We start from the raw sequence: 19693 nt of genomic DNA, 5'->3' as shown, positions 1-19693 counted from the left end.
CAATTTTGGTAATCTTTTAAATAAGAAATTTTAAACTATAAATTATAAAAATAATTTATAGTTTAAAACTTAAAATGAAGGACAAAAATGCATACTAGTTTTATTAAATCAAAAATTTATGCATCTTTAGCATTAATATTGCTAACACTGGCATTTACTTTTCCTATGATTGCATTTCATGGAACATTAAATGCAATTGATGAAGATAGAATTGAAGAAATTTCTCCTCTATCTATAAAAACTTGGAATTTTTATAATCAAGGAAGATATAAAAGTACTACTACTCCTTTAGAAGCGCATAATGATTTAGAAAAGATGATAGAAAACTCTGCTGAAATTGGTGTTGCTTCACTTCCCATTTGGTCTTGTTCTTTAGAAGCACCTAACTACCCTAAAAAAGCATTTCCTGAAGGTATCCCAGTATTTTTCCATTTTGATGGTTTTAGTGGAGAAGTTCATGAAATGAATACAATTAATCATTATGTAGGAATGGACCCAATGTGGGCAGGAGGTCAAATTGAAAGAGAAATAGGTATTTATGCGCTTTTAGGACTTTCTTTATTTATGATTTATTTTATTTTATTTCATAAAAAGATATTAACTTATATTATGTATATTCCAGCTGCATTACCACTTCTATTTATTGCTGATTATTCTTATTGGCTTTATTGGTTCGGACACAACTTACATGATTGGGGAGCATTTAAAATAAAACCTTTTATGCCAACAGTTTTTGGTGATGGAAAAATTGCACAATTTACAACACACTCTTATCCAACAATTGGATTTTATGTGATTTTAGCAATTGGATTTTTCTCATTATTATCAATTCTTTCTAAAAATAAAGCAATGAAAGAAACAGGTATTAACTATAAGGTTTAATGATGTTTAGATTTTTTGTAGCCATTTTCTTATTATTTGTTAATTTTACTTTTGCAAACCTTTTACAAGAAGCAATTGATAAAGCAAAAGCTGGTTCAATTTTAAAACTTCCAAAGGGAGTTTATAAAGGGCGAATTAAAATTGATAAACCTTTAACAATTATTGGAAAAGAAGAGGGGGTTATAATTGATGGACTAGGTGTTGGAACTGTTGTTTCAATAACCAGCCCTTATGTAACACTTAAAAACTTAACAATACAAAATAGTGGAAGTAGACATGAAAATTTAGACTCAGGTATTAAAATTGAAAACTCTAAGCAATCAGAAATTTCAAATTGTATTATAAGAGATTCATTATTTGGAATTGATATGTCTACAACAAATAATTCTATTATCTCAAATAATTATATAACTTCAAAGGATCTATCTCTTGGATTAAGAGGTGATGGACTTAGGATTTGGTATTCAAATGACAATATAATCAAAAAAAATAAACTTGTTAAATCAAGGGATATGGTTGTTTGGTATTCCCATGGTAATCAAATAGTTGAAAACTATGGTGAAAATAATAGATATTCTCTGCATTTTATGTATGCAGGTAAAAACTATGTTCACAATAATACTTATAAATTTAACTCAGTTGGAATATTTTTTATGTATAGCAAAGATACTATTGCAACTGGAAATGTTATAAAAAGCTCATTGGGAGCGACTGGTATGGGTATTGGACTTAAAGATGTTTCAAATTTTACGCTTAAAGACAACACGGTTATTTATAATGCAATTGGAGTATATATTGATAGATCTCCTTTTGAGCCAGATACAAATAATTGGATAGAAAACAATAAAGTTTTATATAACTCTGAAGCACTGCATTTTCACTCTTTAAGTGAAAATAATATTATAAAAGGAAACTCTATTATAGGAAATATTGAAGATATTGTAAACGATAGTAGGGGTGCAAAAACATATGAAAATGAGATAGTAGGAAATTATTGGGATAATTATGAAGGATTTGATAAAAACGCAGATAACATAGGAGATACTCCCCATAAAGTTTATCAATATGCTGATCAATTATGGGTTTATAATACAGATGTAAAATTTTTCTACGGTTCTCCTGTTATCTCATTACTAAACTTTCTTGCAAAATTGGCTCCATTTAGTGAACCAGTTTTTTTAATGGAAGATTTAAAACCGAAGTTAAAGTTATAAGGATTTAATAATGGCAAGTATAAAAGAAGATAGAAGAGATTTTATTAAGTTTTCAACATTAGGAATATTAGGATTAACTCTTGGAACAGGGGTAGTTATAAGCCCTTATGCTTTAAATGCAGAGATGAGATTAAGACCACCTGGTGCAGTAAATGAAAAAGAGTTTTTAGCATTATGTATCAAATGTGGACAATGTTTGCAAGTATGTCCTTATCACTCTATAGAATTAGCAGATATGGCAAAAGGTCATGGAGTTGGAACACCATATATTGATGCAAGAGAAAGAGGATGTTATGCATGTAGTGCTGTTCCTTGTGTTTTGGCATGTCCAAGTGGTGCACTCGATCATAAAACAGAAAAGCCTGAAGATATAAAAATGGGAATTGCAGTTTTAGAGTTTCCTAACAGATGTTTAGCACGAACAAATACACCTGTTCCAAAAGGGCATAGTAAAAGAATACATGATTTTACAAATGCTCAAAATAATGTTACCCAATTAGAACTAGATATGCTTGAAAAACTTGATGAGTTTGAAGGAAAGCAGTGTACCATATGTGCGGATATGTGTCCAATTCCTAATCCATTAAGTGCAATTTCAATGGTTGGTGATGGTGTTGGTAAAAAGCCTGAAGTTTATGATGGTTGTATTGGATGTGGTGTGTGTGAAGAGTTATGTCCAGCAAGTGAAGCAGCAATTGTAATAAAACCTAGAATGTCATATGAAGACTATTATGAAAAAGGAAACAAATCATGATAAAAAAATTATTATTACCATTAGCAATTATTCTATTGGTTTCAGGATGTTCTGAAAAAAAAGAAGAGAAAAAAGTAGAACAAAAAGTTACTCAAAAACAAGAATCTCTCAAAATAGAAATAGAAGAAAATGAAAATGCAAAAGAGATTAAAGTAGCTGAAAAAAATGAAAAATCAGATAAAAATGAAACATATTATTTTAATTATGGTGTAAAAAGCGAATATGATCCAAATTCAAAACCAGCGAATGAAGATGCCTCAGTTAGAGTTAAACCTAGAACTTCTATTGATGCAAATATGCATGTTAGAAGTCCTTATGAAAAAGTTAAAATTTCAATGTTAGTAAAAAGACTTAGTAAAGAGTTTATTGTTAAGTGTTCAGCTTGTCATAATGATTATGCTAATGGGATTATTGGTCCATCATTGCTTGATAAAGATGATAAATTTATTTATGAAAGTATTCTTAAGTTTAAAAATAATAAAGATGCAAATGTTTTAATGACGGGTTTAGTAAATCAAATGAATGAAGAAACTATTAAAAGAATTGCAAAAGAGATATTTGAATTTAATAAGCAAGTTAAGGAAATGCAATGAAAAAAGTAATAGCCTTAATTTCTACAGCTATTGTTTTGGGTCTTATGGTTTTAACATTTTTTAAAGGACCAGCATATCAAGGTGGTAAAGCAGGTCATATAATTGAAGACTTAAAGGCTTTAGAACAAAAAGCTAAAATTGAACCAATAAAAGAGAAAGATGTAGGGGCCGAAAAACTAAAAGCCCTTAGAGACAAAGCTGGTAATACCTCTAGTTTTGAAGTTAGTGATGCATATAAAAGTAAATGTGCTTCATGTCATGGAGTAGATGGAAGTGGAACTCAAAATGGTAAAAAACTTATGGGACCTGGTTTAATTGGACAAAGTGAGGATAAGCTTTTAAAAGATTTAGTTGATTTTAAAGCAGGTAGAAAAGAGAATTTTATTATGAAAGGTTTATTAATGAATCTTTCAGAAGAAGATTTAAAAAGTTTTGCAAAAGAGATTTCACAGTTTGAAGCACGAAAAAATGCTTTAAAGTAAGGATTAAAGAATGGATAAATGGAATAATAGAGAAACAATAAAAAAATCAAGCTTTATATCGACATTTTTTGATAAAACAAAAGATGGAAAAACAATAATTTCATATAGAATGAAGAGGTGGATAGTAATTATTTCAATTCATTTATTATTTTTCTTATCTTTTGCTATTGATATTCAAACATTAGAAGGAACATTAAATGGTTCAAGATTCTTAGGGTTTCACTTAATTGACCCTTTTACAACTATTCAAATGTATCTTGCAACATATCATATGCCTGTAAATATTGTAATTGGTACGGTTACAATTTTATTTTTTTACCTACTTATAGGGGGACGAACTTATTGTTCATGGGTTTGTCCTTATGGATTATTAAGTGAAATTGGTGAGAAGATTCATAATACATTAGTTAATAAAAAAATTATTAAAGAGAGAAAATTTGACCATAGAGTAAGACATGTCTTTTGGGCAATGTTTATGGTTATGGCATTTACAAGTGGATATTTAGTATTTGAAACTCTTAATGTAGTTGGAATTTTAAGTAGATTTATTGCTTATGGTTGGAGTTTAGCTTTATCATGGGTTTTAATTGTTTTTTTAATTGAAGTATTTTATTCAAGACGTGCTTGGTGTACATATATTTGTCCAATTGGAACAACATATGGGTATATAGGAAAAGTAAGTGGTCTTAGAATAGAGTGGAATGATAGTTGTGATCATTGTATGGTTTGTCATGATGTTTGCTTTGAAAGTCAAGTTTTAGAGTTGACAAAAGGTAAATATGATGAAGAAAGAAAAGCAAAAGGAATTAAAAAGCAATACGTAACAGGTGCAGATTGTACTTTATGTGGAAGATGTATTGATGTTTGTCACTCTGATGCCTTAAAATACGACTTTAGGTTAAAAGGTTTAATTTAAAATGATTAAAATAGATAATTTAACAAAAAGATTTGGCTCTCACATATCTTTAGATAATGTAAGTATACAATTTGATAAAAATGATCATATTGCAATAATGGGACCAAATGGTGCTGGAAAAACAACTTTAATTAGATCAATTATGGGATATTATCATCCAAATTCAGGGGAGGTTCTTATAAATGGATTGAATCCAATTAAGAATAGAACAAAAGTTCTAGATTCTATTTCTTTTGTTCCTCAACTTCCACCACCTATTAAACTTAGTTTAAATGAGTTAATGAAATATATTCAAGCTAGTTCTAATGTAGATATTGCAGAGATTATTCATTATGCAAATGAGATGAAATTAGATATTAATGCAAATTTAAATAAATCTTTTTTCAAATTATCAGGTGGTATGAAACAAAAAATGTTAATTGCAATAAGCTTAGCAAAAAAAAGTGAAATCATAATTTATGATGAACCTACTGCAAACCTAGATCCAAAGGCAAGGGATGATTTCTATAGATTATTAGAAGAGAATGAAAAAGAAAAAATTTCACTTTTTGTAACCCATAGACTTGATGAGGTTAAGGATATTGTTAATAGACAGATTTATATGGACTTAGGAAAAGTTATTTCTGATGAAAGAGTAGGAAATTAATATGAATAATATATCGCGTCGAAATTTTATTTTATTATCTGGTCTTGGTATCCCATTCTTCTTTAGCGCTTGTGAAAAAGAGATTTCAGGAGAAATACAAGAAATTAAATGGGATAGAGATATGTGTGATAGATGCAAAATGGTAATTAGTGATAGAAAGCATGCTGCACAAGTTATAAATATGAAAAATGGAAGAGTTTATAAGTTTGATGATATAGGCTGCGTTCCTTTATGGTTTAAAGAGGAAAATATCACGTGGAAAGATAATGCAAAAATTTGGATTACAGATGTTGACACAGGAAAATGGATTGATGCAAGAAAAGCATTTTATGATGGTATGACTGTAACACCAATGGCATATGGGTTTGCAGCTCATGAAACAAAAAAAGCAATAAAGCCTGACCTTGAAGTTTTTACTTTCAGCGATATGGAAAAAAGAGTTTTGGCTAGGGGACGATAAGGTGAAGAATTTATTACTAATAGCTTATTTAGATTTAAAAGAATCGATTAGAGCAAAATGGTTTATTGTTTATTCCCTTGTTTTTGGCGGAATGATAGCTTTATTTTTTATAGCAGGTGTTACACAATCACAGGTTATGGGATTTAGTGGATTAAGTAGATTATTACTTATGTATATACAAGTTACAATTGTAATTTTACCCATATTTATATTAATAACAACAGTACGGTCTATTTCTGGAGATAGAGATACCCATATTTTAGAGTATATGTTATCTTTTCCAATTTCATTAAAACAATATTATTGGGGTAAAATTTTAGGAAGATTTATTACAGTTTTTTTACCTGTATTTTTTGCAATGGTTTTTGCAATAATCTATGGAGTATTTATAGGAGCTGATATCCCTTGGGATATATTTATCTTATATACTGGTTTATTATTCTCACTTACTTCAGCATTTTTAGGTATAGCATTTTTTATCTCTTCTTTTGTAAAAACAAGTGAAATTGCTTTAGGAATATCATTTTTTATATGGATATTTTTATTAGCCTTTTTAGATATTGCTTTAATCTCTTTAATGATGCAAAATAGATTTGATGAGTCACTTATTATTACAATTGCTCTTTTAAATCCTATGGAGATTTTTAGAGTTGCAGCAATCTCTTTATTTGATCCATCCTTAACCGTAATGGGACCAGTAGCATTTTATATTTTAGATACGTTTAAACAAACTATCTTTGTATTAATTTCTATAGCTTACCCAATTATTTTAGGATTAGTTTTTGCCTTTTTAGGTTATTTTATATTTGCGAAAAAAGATTTAGTTTAAAGGATATTCATGAAAAAATTATCGACAATTATATTAAGTTGTATGTTTGGCTTTATTGCTCTTAATGCAGAAGTTACGTACTCTATGAATTTTGACAAAGAAACAAAAAGTTTAGTTAGAAAAATGTATGTTTATAAAAATCCTGCTTGGGTTTCAAAGGTTGTAAATAAAGACTCTAAAGAATTTTATTTTGTAAGTCCCAAATCTATGTTTGAATTTTATTTTAATCCTGAAAAATGGGAAGAAGCAAATACCAAAGATTCAACAAAATTAAAAGAGATTATTGTAACAGACTTTAAAACTCACAAAGTAATAAATGCTAGGGGTGCTTTTTATGTATATGGAAGTAATAAAATTTCACCAGCAGGGGATGATTTACCAGCATTTGAAAGCTATGATGATGCCGAATCATTTGCAAAAAGTAATAATGGTAAAAGAATTTTTTCATTTAAAGAAATGAAAAAAGGCTTGATTGAATTATTAAATGGAGACATTTAATAATTCATAAAGTTTTAAAGGAGTTAATTATGAAAAAATTGTTAATCATATTTGTAATGGGATTATTGTTATTTTCTTCATCCTCTCTTGCTAAAGATATGGAAAAAAAGTTTAGTAAAGTTGCTTCAGGGAAACCTGAATTAATCCAAGAAGGTGCAGAAAAAGGTTTTTGTCCAGTATGTGCAATGTCTATTAATCACAATTATAAAACTAGTCATGGAGTTGTGGCAAAAAAGTCTAAAGATAATAGACAATACTGTTCTATACGATGTGTTCTTGTTGATGGGAAACATGCACATGAGGGAAATAAGCATGTTGTAGTAGATGCAAAAACTGAAAAAATTATTGATGCTAAAACGGCATATTATGTATTAGGAAGTAAAGCTCCTGGAACTATGTCAAAGATTAGTAAGTATGCATTTGCATCAAAAGATGATGCAAAAGCTTTTAATTCTAAATTTGGTGGAAAAATTGTTTTATATGATGAAATGATAGCTAGTGCAAAAGAGTCATTAAATAGTGATATTGCAATGGTAAATATGAAGAAGAATAAAATGATGTACCCAATGGGAAAAAAACTTTATAAATCAAATTGTAGACCAATTAAAGATTTTTCTTCTTATAAAAGAATCAATGAGCTAAAAACTGACATTATAAAAAATAAAATATGTGATGATTCAATTAAGATGAAAAAACTTCAAGCAGTGACTCTATATCTATGGGAAATTAAAAGATTAGGTAAATCTTTATAAAAAGTAAAAAAGAGATGTGTCTAATCTTCTCATCTCTTTTATCAGCATTTTGAGGAATACTATTATGAAAAAACTATTACTAAGTACCTTAATTATACAGTTTCTATTAATAGGAGTGAGTCAAGGAAGTGATTTTAATAAAACAGTTAAAAAAGATATAGAGCTTGTACAAAAAGAAGATATAAAAACTTGGTGTGCAGTTTCAGGTGAAGAACTTTATAAAAATTATAAAACTTCTCATACTGCCCATGACTATGATGGTAAACCAACACAATATGCTTCCCTTAGTTACTTAGTCTTTGATGTAGAGGAAAACCATGTAAAGCTTCAAAATTCTAAAGTAGTAGATGTAAGTTCTAATAAATTAATTCCCACAAAAGATGCATATTATGTAATGGGGAGTAACGTAAAAGGAACAAAAAGTAAGATAAGTAAACTAGCCTTTGCAAAAAAAGAAGATGCAAAGATATTTGTATCTAAAAATGGTGGTAATATTGTAAGTTTTGAAGAAGCTTTTGCAGAAGCAGAAAAGAGTTTAAAAGAAGATATGAAACCTTCAAATCCAAAAAAAATGCAAAGAGAATATCTTAAAGGCAAAAAGATTTATGAGGCCAAATGTAGTAATAAAGAGATTGATTTAAAAGTCTATAATTGGATTAATTACTTAAAAGCAGATTTAAAAAATCAGTGTAAAAAACTTAAGGAAAATCAACTCCATTCTGTAGCCTTATATCTATGGAATGTTAAGCGTATTGAAAATAGAGCAGTTAATAAAATAGTAGAAGTAAGAAAAGAGGATAAATGTCCAGTTTGTGGAATGTTTGTCTATAAATATCCAAAATGGGCAGCTAAACTAGAGTTTGTAAAACATGAGCATAAGCACTATTATGTTTTTGATGGGGTTAAAGATATGATTAAATTTGTTCATAATCCTAAAAAATATAATGAACACGAAAAGATGATAGAGCAAAAGCTGTTAGTAACAGATTATTACACTCAATATGCAATTGATGGGAAAGAGGCTTTTTATGTAGTTGGGAGTGATACTTTAGGCCCTATGGGAAATGAATTAATACCTTTTAAATATGAAGAAGATGCAAAAACTTTTTTAAAAGATCATCAAGGAACTTCAATTTTTAAGTTTAGTGAAATTACTTCAGAATTAATATGTAAATTAGATGGCCTAGAAACATGCGAATAAGTTCAAAAAAAATTTTCTACTGTTTTGTTAGTGTAGTAATTGCTTCTTTAATATTTCAATTTGTGTTTTTATCCTCAAAAATACAAGACAATGAGAGTAAAGTGCTTTTTGTCAAATTAAGTGGAATGCCTGACTTAGCATTTAATAGTAATGTTCCATACCTAAGACATAGATCATTAAGTGTAGTGAATGATTTATATTCTTTGCATCCTGGAATTGAACCCCTTGGTCTTGGAACATTTATTCAACAATCTTCTTTAAAGGCGAGGTAAAATGAATACAATATTTGATTACACCTTACGTTCTTTAAAACGATTTGGGATGAAAAATATTTCTATAGCTTTAATTTTTATGATTTTAGTTTGGCTTTTATCTTCAGGAATGATGATTAGCAATTCTTTAAATCATGAACTAAAAACTCTGTCAAAAGGTCTACCAGATATAATTGTACAAAACTATAAAGGTGGAAAAGTAAAGCCTTTTGATGAAGAAATAGTTGAGCAACTGTGGGATATCAAAGGAATAAGTAATGTAATGGGGCGTATTTGGGGACAATACTACTTAAAAGATGCAAATATTTATGCCTCTATTGTAGGTGTTACTGCTTTTGAAGAACAGTATAAAAAAAGCCTAACAAAAATTGCAGAAGATTTCCCAGAAAGTGATGATGCTATTCCTTCAATGATGATATCAAAAAATCTAAAAGAGTTATTGTTTAAATATGATATGCAGGAGTATGTAAGCTTTAAACAAAATGATGGAACTTATCTTAAAATGAAACTTGGCGGAACTTTCAAAGCAGATACACAAATGGAAAGTAATGATATTATCTTAATTCCTACACAAATAGCTAGAAACTTATTAGATATTGAAGAGGGAAGTTTTACAGATGCTGTAATAAGTGTAGCTAATCCTGAAGAAGTAGAAATGATAGCAGCAAAAATTGCTTTTGAATATCCAAGTCTAAGGGTTATTACAAAAGCTGATATTATTAAGGGTCATCAAATTTTATATGATTATAAAAGTGGTTGGTTTTTAGCTCTACTTATTACTACATTTATTACCTTTGCCATTATACTTTATGATAAAGCAAGTGGACTTAGGAGTGAAGAAAAGCAAGAAATAGGTGTTTTGAAAGCTTTAGGTTGGGAGATTGATCATATTATTAGACATAAACTAACTGAAGCTTTAATACTTTCTCTCTCATCTTTTTTTGTAGGTGTTAGTTTAGCAATCTTCTATGTTTTCATTTTAGATGCACCAATTTTAAAATATGTATTTACTGGATTTTCTAATTTAAAACAACCTTTTGATTTAGTTTTTGTATTAGATGTAAAAATGATTGCACTACTATTTTTTACAACTGTACCCCTTTATTTAGCAGCATCAATTATTCCATCTTGGAAAGCAGCAGTTGAAGATGCTGGAGAGGTAATAAGATGATTCAAGTTAAAAATGTTTCAAAAATATTTAATGAAGGAACACCAAAAGCCTTTACTGCTTTAGATGATATTTCATTACATGTAAAAAAAGGTGAAGTTTCATTACTTAAAGGAATTAGTGGTAGTGGGAAAAGTACTTTATTATCTTTGTTTGCAGGACTATATCAACCATCAAAGGGAGAAATCTTAATTGATGGAGAAGCGATTTCCCAATATCCTGAAAATTTTGCAAGTAGATTTAGACGTAATAATATTGGATTTATCTTTCAAAAATTTAATTTGATTTCTACTCTAACAGTTCTTGAAAATGTACTTCTTCCAACTTTACCTGATGATATTGATAAACTTGAAGAGGCCATGGAACTTCTAGAGTTATTTAATATTTCGTCAAAAACAAATGTTGAAGTTAAACATCTTTCAGGTGGTGAACAACAAAGAGTTGCAGTTATTAGGGCTCTTATTAATGACCCAAAATTAATTCTGGCTGATGAGCCAACAGCAAATTTAGACCAAGCCCTAAGTATTAAGATATTAGATTATTTTGAAAAGATAATTAATCAGGAGAAAACACTTGTTATTGCAACCCATGATCCACTATTATTAGAATGGGGAAACTATGAGACTTGTTTTGAAATGAAAAATGGGAAATTATTATGATTTTACTCTCTCCATATATTCAAAGTGTTTTGATTGTTGAATCTATAATTTTTCTTTTATGCTTAGTTGGACTCTTCTGGGCAGTTAAAATATCATTATATTTTAACCCAAAGTCAACAATTTCAAAGCAGTACAACCTCAATAAAAAGAGTTATTTAGTTGCTACAATTATAAAATTCGCTTTAATTGTAAAGCTTCTACTTTTCCTATTTTACATTTGGACTATGGATACCATTTCAGAAATAGTGCCAGGTGCAATGTGTGCAGCTGGAATTGTCAGTGCTACAGAGTTTGGACCAGAACTTTTAATGATTAAATTGTTGATTTTATTTGGTTTATTTGCTTGGTTATTACTTCACTCTCTTGATATTAATGAAGTAGATTATCCATACACAAAATTAAAGTTTATAATATTTCAGCCTATTTGTATTCTAATAGGAATTGAGCTTTTTATGGAAGTTTATCATTTTATGCAAATAAGTACTGATGTTCCTGTTCACTGTTGCAGTGTTGTATTTGAACAAAGTTCTGCTGGAACTGCTTCTTTGATGCAAAATGAATCTTTACTATTAATTTTATTTTACTCTATATTTATTGCAAGTTTAATATTTGGACTATTTAAAAAAGCGATATTATTTAGTATCTTTTCTCTTGCTTTTATGTTTGTAGGAATTCAAACTTTGATTAGATTTTTCTCTTCTTATGTATATGAACTGCCTACGCATAAATGCCCTTTTTGTCTACTTCAAAGTGACTATTATTATGTGGGATATCTAATCTATATATTGTTTTTTATAGGTGCAGCAATGGCAGTAAATGTGTTTATTCTTCATTTATTAAAAAAAGCACCAAAGAAAAGCTTTTACAAAATATCAATAATAGCAAATACTTTACTAATAGTAATCTTGAGTTTCTATCCGATTATATACTATATAAAAAATGGTGTGTGGCTTTAAAGGGAAAATGATGAAAAAAAACTTTTTATTAATTATATCTTTTATTTGTTTTTTACAAACAATAAGTTTTGCACAAAACTTTCAGAAATATACAAAAAATATTAAGCTTCTACAAAAGGGAAAAAATTCTGACATTTGTCCAGAGTGTGGAATGAAGCTATCAGTGTTTGGAAAAACAAATCACGCAGTTAAGCTTAAAAATGGAAAATATATTCAGTTTTGCTCAATAAGAGATTTAATTAAAGCTGAGAGGGAAAAAGGTTTTCCTATTGAACAATACTTAGCAGTAGATGCAAAAAATGAAATTTTTAAAGATGCTACAAAAATGTGGTATGTTGTAGGAAGTAGGGTAAAAGGAACAATGTCGACTGTAAGTAAGATATCTTTTAGTGAAAAAAAAGATGCTATAGAATTTAAAAAAGAGTTTGGAGGAGAAGTTATGTCATTTATAAAGGCAAAAGAAATTTCAGAAAAAATTCTTGATAAAGATATAAAAGAAATAAATAGAAAAAATGCACTTAGTTCTAAATTTCATGGAAATATACATTTAAATTATTAGTTAAAAAAATTCATATTGATTTCTATAATTTTTTCTAAGAATAAGTTTATTTTTATATCATTAAAAAAAGGGACTGAAAAATGATGATTGAAAATTTAAATATTTAACTACAATATTAATATTACAATTTGTAATGTTTTTAATATTTACTCTTCAAAAAGTATATAATAATTACATATAAGGAAAAGCTTTTAACGGTATTTAATACGGTACTATTAAAGAAATAACTTTTAAAATCCTTATAAAATAGGACTTTATTTAAATGTTTATCCATATTGATATTGATTGTTTTTTTGTATCAGCCCATAGAATCAAAGATAAAAATCTAAAAGGTATTCCCGTTGCAGTTGGAGGAAGAAGCAACTTAAATATCTTTTCAGATAAAAAAGAGATTCGAAAAATAAGTGAAAATAGTGGTGCCTTTGTAAGTACTATATTAACAAATGAGGGTGAAAAAACCTTTAATGACTATTTTGTTGATAAAGATGGAAGAATTAGAGGTATTATAACAACTTGTTCTTATGAAGCAAGGGGATATGGCGTTAAAACTGCCATGAGTGTAAATGAAGCTTTAAGATTATGTCCTCATCTAAAAATGGTTCCTCCAAACTACCCTTTATATCATGAACTTTCCCATAAGATGTTAGTTATTTTAAAAAATGAGATTCCTCTAGTTGAACAGTTTTCCATTGATGAATTTTTTGGTGATTTAAGGGGGTATATAAACAAAGATGAGATTGTAGATTTTGCCACTAAAATTAAAAAAAGAATTAAAAATGAATTAGGTTTACCTGTTTCAATAGGCATAGCCCATTCTAAATATCTTTCAAAACTTATGACTGAGTTTGCAAAACCTGATGGAATAAAGTATGTTTCTAAAGAGCATATGAAGAGTTTTATAAAAGATATTCCAATAGAAGAGTTTCCTGGAATAGGGAAGGGATATCAAAAAAGACTTAAAGGTTATGGGATAAAAACATTAGGTGATATTGAAAGAAGAAAAGCTTTGTTCTTTTCTTGGAAAAAGCCTGGAATTGAACTTTATAATAGAATTGTTGGTGAAAATGATAGTAATATTATTGAACATAGAGATAAAAAATCTATTGGAATAGGAAGAACTTTTGATTGTATTTATGATAGGGAAGAGTTAAAAAGAAGAGTTATGATTTTAAGTCGTTATCTTTGCTTTTTAGTTAAAAAAGCTGATGTAAATCCACAAACATACCATATAAAAATAAAATATGATTCAAATATTAAATCAAAAGATTACATAAATGTTAATAGAATATTTAATGAAACTGATTTTAAAAAAGCTATGGTAGAACTTTTTAAAAAAAATGATATTCACATGAGTCATGGAGTTATACAATTAAACCTTACTGTTTCAAATTTTGCTAATAAAAACAGTTTTGTTTCTGATATCTTTGAATATGAAACTGATATTAAAAAAAGAAAGCTAACACAAAGTTTACAAACTTTAAGAGAGAAGTATGGTGTTGATATTATTAAGAACTTTAGTGAACTACAAACAAAAGATAAAAATAGCCATTAATCTAAAGATGATATAATATTCTAAAATTAAATTTTGGAATAAAAATGGGTTTAAAAAATAGAATCAAGCAAAATACAACTAAGTTATTTGATTATCCCTCTTTAAAAGGAAGGGAATTAAAGGCTGCAGTTAAAAATAAAATAAGAGAAAAAGCTATATTAAGAACAAAGGCTAGACTTGCAGAACACCACAAAACCTTTGATGATTATACAGATGAAGAGCTTGAAATAATAATTGTTGATGAAGAGAATAAAATAAAAGATGATTTAAAAACTAAAAGTTTAATTGGTGCTTTGGCTATTTTAGGCTTAGATTTTTTTATATAAGAATAGAATATGTTGAAACAAATAAAATCAGCACTATTTTGGTACTACTTATATAAATTTAGAAAAAAAGTTATACTTATTGCTTTTTTATTGATTCTTGCAATCTCTGCAAATGCAATATACTCTGATGTTGTAGAGTACTTAACTTTAAAAGAAAAACTAGAGTTTTTAGAAATAGCATTAATTTCAAAATGGGTAATAATAATTTTTAGTATTTTATCATCAATTGCTATAACTGTTTCGATTTTTAGTATCTTTAAACCAAAAGAAGAGAAATTAAAAGGACAGGCTTATCAGAAAAATAATGATATACTTCCATCCAAAGAAAATAAAAATTCTAAATTTTCTAAAAGGGAAGAAGAGTTTTTAAAAAAAGATTTAAAAAGTAAAGCAGATTTACTTGTTGAAAGATAATTAATGTCAAAAGATTTTGAAAATTTAAATACAATTATAAAAGAGCAAAAAAGTGTAATAGATAATCTAGCTAGACACTATAATACTTTATTTGAAGAATCAAAACTTGGTATTGCTTATCTTGATAAAAAAGGTTCTTTTATAGATGTAAATGAAAGATTTTGCAAAATTTTTAAATATGAAAAAAATGAATTATTAAACTTGAGTTTTCAAGAAGTAACCCACAAAGATGATAGGTTTCACTATAATGAAACAATTGATTCTCTATTAGTTACAAATTATGAAAAAAAATGTGTAAGAAAAGACTCAAGATTTATCTGGGTAGAGGTTTTTATAAACCATATAAGTGATAAAAATGGAGAGTATTTATATTCTATTGCTTTTATAAATGATATATCAAAAAGAAAAAAAATACAAGATACTATTTTAGAACAAACAAAAACAATGCAATTGTATTTAGATATTGTTGATGTGATTATTGTTGCTTTGGATATTAATGGTCATGTCACTTTAGTAAATAGAAAAGCTTGTGAGATATTAGGTTTTGAAGAGTATGAAATTATTGGTAGAAACTGGTTTAAAAACTTCTTATTTGAAGAAGACACTTTAGAAGTTTTTGAGCATTTTAAAAAGCTTTGTGCTAAGTCAATAGAATTTGAAGATAAGTTTACAAATAGAATTAAATGTAAAATTGAAGAAAGAACAATATCTTGGCGAAATAAAATACTATTAGATAGTGATAAAAATGTTATAGGGATGCTCTCTTCAGGAGAAGATATTACTGATATATTAAGATTAGAAGAAGAGAATAAAAGAACAGAAGAGGCCTTATATAATCAATCAAAACTAGCTTCAATGGGTGAAATGATAAGAAATATTGCCCATCAATGGAGACAACCACTAAGCACAATCTCAACAGCAGCATCTGGTTTAAAAATTCAAAAAGAGTTAAATGTTTTAAAAGATGATGATTTAACAAACTCTTTGGGTGTTATTATTGATACAACAAAATATCTTTCACAAACAATTGATGATTTTCAAAACTTTTTTAAAATAGATAAAAATAGTTCTATTTTTGACTTATATGAGTTTACTAGCAGAATTAATAATCTAATCACAAGTAGTTATAAATCAAATAATATAGAACTAAAAATTAATGTTAATAGTAAAGTGAAATTTACTGGACATTATAATGAAATCTTACAGACAACATTAAATATTTTAAACAATGCAAAAGATGCTTTTAATAATAAGTCTTTTGATGAAAAAATTGTGGAATTAACAGTAGACATAACAAAAAACAATAACCTTGAAATTCAAATAAAAGATAATGCAGGGGGAATCCCTGATGATATTATAGATAGAATATTTGAACCATATTTTACTACAAAACATGAATCATTAGGAACTGGAATTGGTCTTTATATGGTAAAAGATATTGTGGAAAATAGGTTAAATGGAAAAGTAGAATTTAAAAATGACCTTTTAGAGTTTAACAATATAACAAGAAAAGGAGCTTTCTTTAAGCTCACTATTCCAAGTACTTTAATTGGTGATTAAACCATACTTTTATAAAGTTCAGTATATTTATTAATATTTTCCCTTGAAGGTTTTCTTCTAATAGACATATAACATTGTTCATTAGCTTCATTTTTATATGGATAAACAGTTGCATAAACCCAATAAAAACCTCCACTGGCTGTTTTATTTTTTACAAAACCTTGCCAAACACTACCGGCTTTTACTGTTTTCCATAAATCTTCAAAGGCTGCTTTTGGCATATCTTCATGTCTAACGTAATTGTGAGATTTTCCTACAAGTTCATCTTTTGTGTATTCTGCAACATTACAAAACTCTTCATTTGCAAAGATAATAATCCCTTTGGCATCTGTTTCACTTACTAAAAAAGCATTGTCGCTTAATATTGTTTCAACACCAGTAGCCATCTAGTTTTCCTTTCTCTTTTTAAATTGTAAATCACAGTTAAACTCTTTTATGTCATCTAATAGACTAAAAATCTCTTGAACATGTTCTTCAAGATTTTCTGTTACCAAAATAATTTCATCATTTTCGCTTTCATCAGCATATAAATCAACTACCTCTTTTATTTTTTGATGAACTAGAATATGTTCCTCTTTCATTTTTTTCCACGCTTCACTTTGAGCAAAATCTGAATTTTCATTTTCAATTATCCATTTACCCATATCACATTCAGTATGTGATTTAACAGCAAATTTATCACCAGCTTTACAACAAGAGAAGTTATGAGCTTTGAAATTAATATGGTCAGTTTTTAATTTATTTAAATCAAAAATCATATTTGCATTACAAACTCTTCTTTTTGCTTCAGGGGTAAAAGTTGTTCTATCAACTGCACTTTGAAGTTGAAGAGCAAGATCTTTTGTATGTTTTGCCATATCACTTAAGTTTGTAGCTTCAAGAGCATTTTTTTGTGTCTCTCTATCTAGTGAGTTAATAGTATCATTAATTTGAATCATTGCATGTTGTTGCTCCCTTGAAGCATTTGTAACATCTTCAATAATCTCCATTGTCATAGCAATATCATCATCAAGACCTTTAAATCCTTCAATCATTTGATCCGCAACCTCTTTACCTGCTTTTGCTTTAACTGTTGCACTTTCAACTAATTCTTTAATCTCTTTTGCAGCATCAGCACTTCTTGCTGCTAGATTTCTAACTTCTTGAGCAACTACCGCAAAACCTTTACCTGCTTCTCCAGCAGTTGCAGCTTCAACTGCAGCGTTAAGTGAAAGAATATTTGTTTGGAAAGCGATTTGGTCAATAATTGTAATTGCTTCATTAATAGTATTAACTTCTGCACTTAATTCATCCATTGATTTTGTAGTTTTGTTTGCAAGGGCAACACCTGTTTTAGATGAATCAGAAACACTTTTTGCAAATTTAGCCATTTTTATAGCATTTTCATTGTTTGCTTCAATCGTTGAAGTAACCTCTTGTACTGCTGCAGCTGTTTGCTCCAAAGCAGCAGCTTGTTCATTTGCAGAGATACTTAAACCATTTGCAGATTCTGCCATATCTTGTGCTTGGAAAGTAAGTCTTTTATTGGCATTATCAATTAAAGCTAAAACTTCATTTGATGTTGATTGAACTACCCTTGTCCCATCAAGTAATACTGCAACTAAACCTGTAACTCCTTCTAATCTTGGAATTTCAGTATCATATTTTGCATTTGAAAGTTCATTTAATACTTTAGAGATTGCTTGCATATTTTTTTGTGATACTTCAATCATACTATTAATTGAATTAATTAGTGTATTAACTGCTTCTGAACTTCCTTTAATGTTAATTCTATCGTTATATAAACCAACACTAACTTTACCCATAACTTTTCTAGCTTGGATAATAGCTTTTTCATCAATTATTTTACCCTCTTGAATTTTGTCAATGTAAGTATTAAAGTTTGTAGAGATTCTACCAATCTCATCATTTGTATTGATATTAACTTTTGTTTCAGAGTTTGAATCTAATAATCCTGCAACACCAATATCAAGTTTTTGGATATTTGATAGAATTCCTTTTATAATAACTGATAGTAAAATAACAGCAGCAAAGAAAACAACTCCAAGGATAAATAAAATATTTCTAGCCATATCAATTGTTTCAATATCTTCTTTGATACTAAGGTTCATTGATTTTTCGATATTAGTTACTGCTTTTGTTATATGTTCTGAGATAATTACATTTTTACCATCTACAATTTCCATATTTTTTCTTGTAAGTTCTATTTGAGTATGAAATAGTTCACCTTTAGAAGCCATTTGTTTACCAGTACTAATCATATTAGCAATATTATTTGAAAGCTCGTTGATTTTAGATTTTAGTTGTGGAAAATCATTTGAAATTTCAGCAAAGATTGTAGATGTTTTCTTTTGTAGTTCATCAACTTCACTAAATCCACTTGTATCTCCCACTGCTAAAGCATCAGTTAAAATTTCTTGAATAGATACAATATAATATTTTAGTTCAAAAATGTTTGCAAGATTAAGCTCTTCTAATGAATTTTCAATATTCTCTACAGCTTTATCAAAACCAGCCATTTGTGCTTCAGATTCTTCTCTAGAGCTTACTCTTGTTATACCTGCTTTTGCCATGTTTAAAAGTGCATTTGAGTATTCTTCAAAATTTGTATCTATTGTTTGAAGATGTTTTTTATTCTCTTCTCTAATTTTAAATTTAGAAATTTCAATACGTTGTTTTTTATAATCCTCAACTATATTGTTTATCTCTTTAATTCCTTCTTCATCACCCATTAATGCAATATCAGTTGAAATCTCTTGTAACTCTTTAATCTTATATTGTAAGTGAAGAAAAGATTTTGTTAGATTAGCTTCTTCAATTAGATGTTCATTTGCTTTTTTTATTTTATCTAGTGAAATAAAAATTCCTGCACCATTTAAAATCAATAGTACAATAAATGAAATCACTAAGAAAAGGGACTTGTTTTTTATGCTCATGCACCCGCCTTTGATTAATTTTTTTTATAAGAATCAGATATTATAACCAAATAAATAAAATAAT

Annotated in this window: 23 protein-coding genes; 21 read left to right on the top strand and 2 right to left on the bottom strand. The window is 28.1% G+C overall.

What is annotated here, in order from left to right:
* Positions 1–87 precede the first annotated feature (87 nt).
* The 21 genes from FDK22_RS02240 to FDK22_RS02145 all read left to right on the top strand — a co-directional run bounded on the left by FDK22_RS02240 (position 88) and on the right by FDK22_RS02145 (position 16693).
* A complete protein-coding gene (locus FDK22_RS02240) occupies positions 88–882 on the top strand; it encodes a cytochrome C (protein ID WP_138151260.1) in 795 nt (264 codons plus the stop codon).
* A gap of 2 nt (positions 883–884) precedes the next feature.
* Positions 885–2096: a nitrous oxide reductase family maturation protein NosD gene (locus FDK22_RS02235; protein WP_138151259.1), complete on the top strand. Its 1212-nt coding sequence runs from the start codon at positions 885–887 to the stop codon at positions 2094–2096.
* A gap of 10 nt (positions 2097–2106) precedes the next feature.
* Positions 2107–2850 carry a 4Fe-4S dicluster domain-containing protein gene (locus tag FDK22_RS02230; protein WP_138151258.1) on the top strand — a complete coding sequence of 248 codons (744 nt, stop codon included), beginning with the start codon at positions 2107–2109 and terminating at the stop codon, positions 2848–2850.
* A complete protein-coding gene (locus tag FDK22_RS02225; protein ID WP_138151257.1) occupies positions 2847–3443 on the top strand; it encodes a c-type cytochrome in 597 nt (198 codons plus the stop codon). The genes FDK22_RS02230 and FDK22_RS02225 overlap by 4 nt, the downstream gene beginning before the upstream one ends.
* Positions 3440–3925: a c-type cytochrome gene (locus FDK22_RS02220; RefSeq protein ID WP_138151256.1), complete on the top strand. Its 486-nt coding sequence runs from the start codon at positions 3440–3442 to the stop codon at positions 3923–3925. Before FDK22_RS02225 ends, FDK22_RS02220 begins: the two co-directional genes overlap by 4 nt.
* Positions 3926–3935: 10 nt before the next feature.
* Positions 3936–4841 (top strand): NapH/MauN family ferredoxin-type protein, encoded by a 906-nt coding sequence (locus FDK22_RS02215; protein WP_138151255.1) that lies wholly within the window; start codon positions 3936–3938, stop codon positions 4839–4841.
* A 1-nt stretch (position 4842) separates the two neighbouring features.
* On the top strand, positions 4843–5487 hold the full coding sequence (locus FDK22_RS02210; protein WP_138151254.1) for an ABC transporter ATP-binding protein: 645 nt from the start codon (positions 4843–4845) through the stop codon (positions 5485–5487).
* A gap of 1 nt (position 5488) precedes the next feature.
* A complete protein-coding gene (locus FDK22_RS02205; RefSeq protein WP_138151253.1) occupies positions 5489–5947 on the top strand; it encodes a nitrous oxide reductase accessory protein NosL in 459 nt (152 codons plus the stop codon).
* Position 5948: 1 nt separating this feature from the next.
* The gene (locus FDK22_RS02200; protein ID WP_138151252.1) at positions 5949–6776 is read left to right on the top strand and encodes an ABC transporter permease; all 828 of its coding nucleotides are present in this window, start codon (positions 5949–5951) and stop codon (positions 6774–6776) included.
* A 9-nt stretch (positions 6777–6785) separates the two neighbouring features.
* On the top strand, positions 6786–7274 hold the full coding sequence (locus FDK22_RS02195; RefSeq protein WP_138151251.1) for a nitrous oxide reductase accessory protein NosL: 489 nt from the start codon (positions 6786–6788) through the stop codon (positions 7272–7274).
* Positions 7275–7303: 29 nt separating this feature from the next.
* Entirely contained in the window at positions 7304–8026 is a 723-nt protein-coding gene (locus tag FDK22_RS02190) for a nitrous oxide reductase accessory protein NosL (RefSeq protein ID WP_138151250.1), read from the top strand.
* A 64-nt stretch (positions 8027–8090) separates the two neighbouring features.
* The gene (locus tag FDK22_RS02185; protein ID WP_138151249.1) at positions 8091–9227 is read left to right on the top strand and encodes a nitrous oxide reductase accessory protein NosL; all 1137 of its coding nucleotides are present in this window, start codon (positions 8091–8093) and stop codon (positions 9225–9227) included.
* 101 nt (positions 9228–9328) lie between these two features.
* Positions 9329–9499 (top strand): hypothetical protein, encoded by a 171-nt coding sequence (locus FDK22_RS15640; RefSeq protein ID WP_171012894.1) that lies wholly within the window; start codon positions 9329–9331, stop codon positions 9497–9499.
* A gap of 1 nt (position 9500) precedes the next feature.
* The gene (locus tag FDK22_RS02180) at positions 9501–10670 is read left to right on the top strand and encodes an ABC transporter permease (protein ID WP_138151248.1); all 1170 of its coding nucleotides are present in this window, start codon (positions 9501–9503) and stop codon (positions 10668–10670) included.
* Positions 10667–11326: an ABC transporter ATP-binding protein gene (locus FDK22_RS02175; protein WP_138151247.1), complete on the top strand. Its 660-nt coding sequence runs from the start codon at positions 10667–10669 to the stop codon at positions 11324–11326. Before FDK22_RS02180 ends, FDK22_RS02175 begins: the two co-directional genes overlap by 4 nt.
* On the top strand, positions 11323–12282 hold the full coding sequence (locus FDK22_RS02170; RefSeq protein ID WP_138151246.1) for a hypothetical protein: 960 nt from the start codon (positions 11323–11325) through the stop codon (positions 12280–12282). Before FDK22_RS02175 ends, FDK22_RS02170 begins: the two co-directional genes overlap by 4 nt.
* A gap of 10 nt (positions 12283–12292) precedes the next feature.
* Positions 12293–12841: a nitrous oxide reductase accessory protein NosL gene (locus FDK22_RS02165; RefSeq protein ID WP_171012893.1), complete on the top strand. Its 549-nt coding sequence runs from the start codon at positions 12293–12295 to the stop codon at positions 12839–12841.
* 262 nt (positions 12842–13103) lie between these two features.
* Positions 13104–14393, top strand: coding sequence for a Y-family DNA polymerase (locus FDK22_RS02160; protein ID WP_138151244.1), 1290 nt, complete (start codon positions 13104–13106; stop codon positions 14391–14393).
* Between the two features lie 44 nt (positions 14394–14437).
* Positions 14438–14719, top strand: coding sequence for a hypothetical protein (locus FDK22_RS02155; RefSeq protein WP_138151243.1), 282 nt, complete (start codon positions 14438–14440; stop codon positions 14717–14719).
* 9 nt (positions 14720–14728) lie between these two features.
* Positions 14729–15133, top strand: coding sequence for a hypothetical protein (locus FDK22_RS02150; protein WP_138151242.1), 405 nt, complete (start codon positions 14729–14731; stop codon positions 15131–15133).
* A 3-nt stretch (positions 15134–15136) separates the two neighbouring features.
* On the top strand, positions 15137–16693 hold the full coding sequence (locus FDK22_RS02145) for a sensor histidine kinase (RefSeq protein WP_138151241.1): 1557 nt from the start codon (positions 15137–15139) through the stop codon (positions 16691–16693).
* Here the strand turns inward: FDK22_RS02145 and FDK22_RS02140 are convergent.
* Together FDK22_RS02140 and FDK22_RS02135 are read right to left on the bottom strand one after the other, a co-directional pair.
* Positions 16690–17079, bottom strand: coding sequence for a PAS domain-containing protein (locus tag FDK22_RS02140; RefSeq protein ID WP_138151240.1), 390 nt, complete (start codon positions 17077–17079; stop codon positions 16690–16692). The genes FDK22_RS02145 and FDK22_RS02140 overlap by 4 nt on opposite strands.
* On the bottom strand, positions 17080–19629 hold the full coding sequence (locus tag FDK22_RS02135; RefSeq protein WP_138151239.1) for a methyl-accepting chemotaxis protein: 2550 nt from the start codon (positions 19627–19629) through the stop codon (positions 17080–17082).
* Between the last annotated feature and the right edge of the window lie 64 nt (positions 19630–19693).

Source organism: Arcobacter arenosus (assembly GCF_005771535.1).
Lineage (GTDB): Bacteria > Campylobacterota > Campylobacteria > Campylobacterales > Arcobacteraceae > Halarcobacter > Halarcobacter arenosus.
This window is presented reverse-complemented; position numbering and strand designations above follow the sequence as displayed.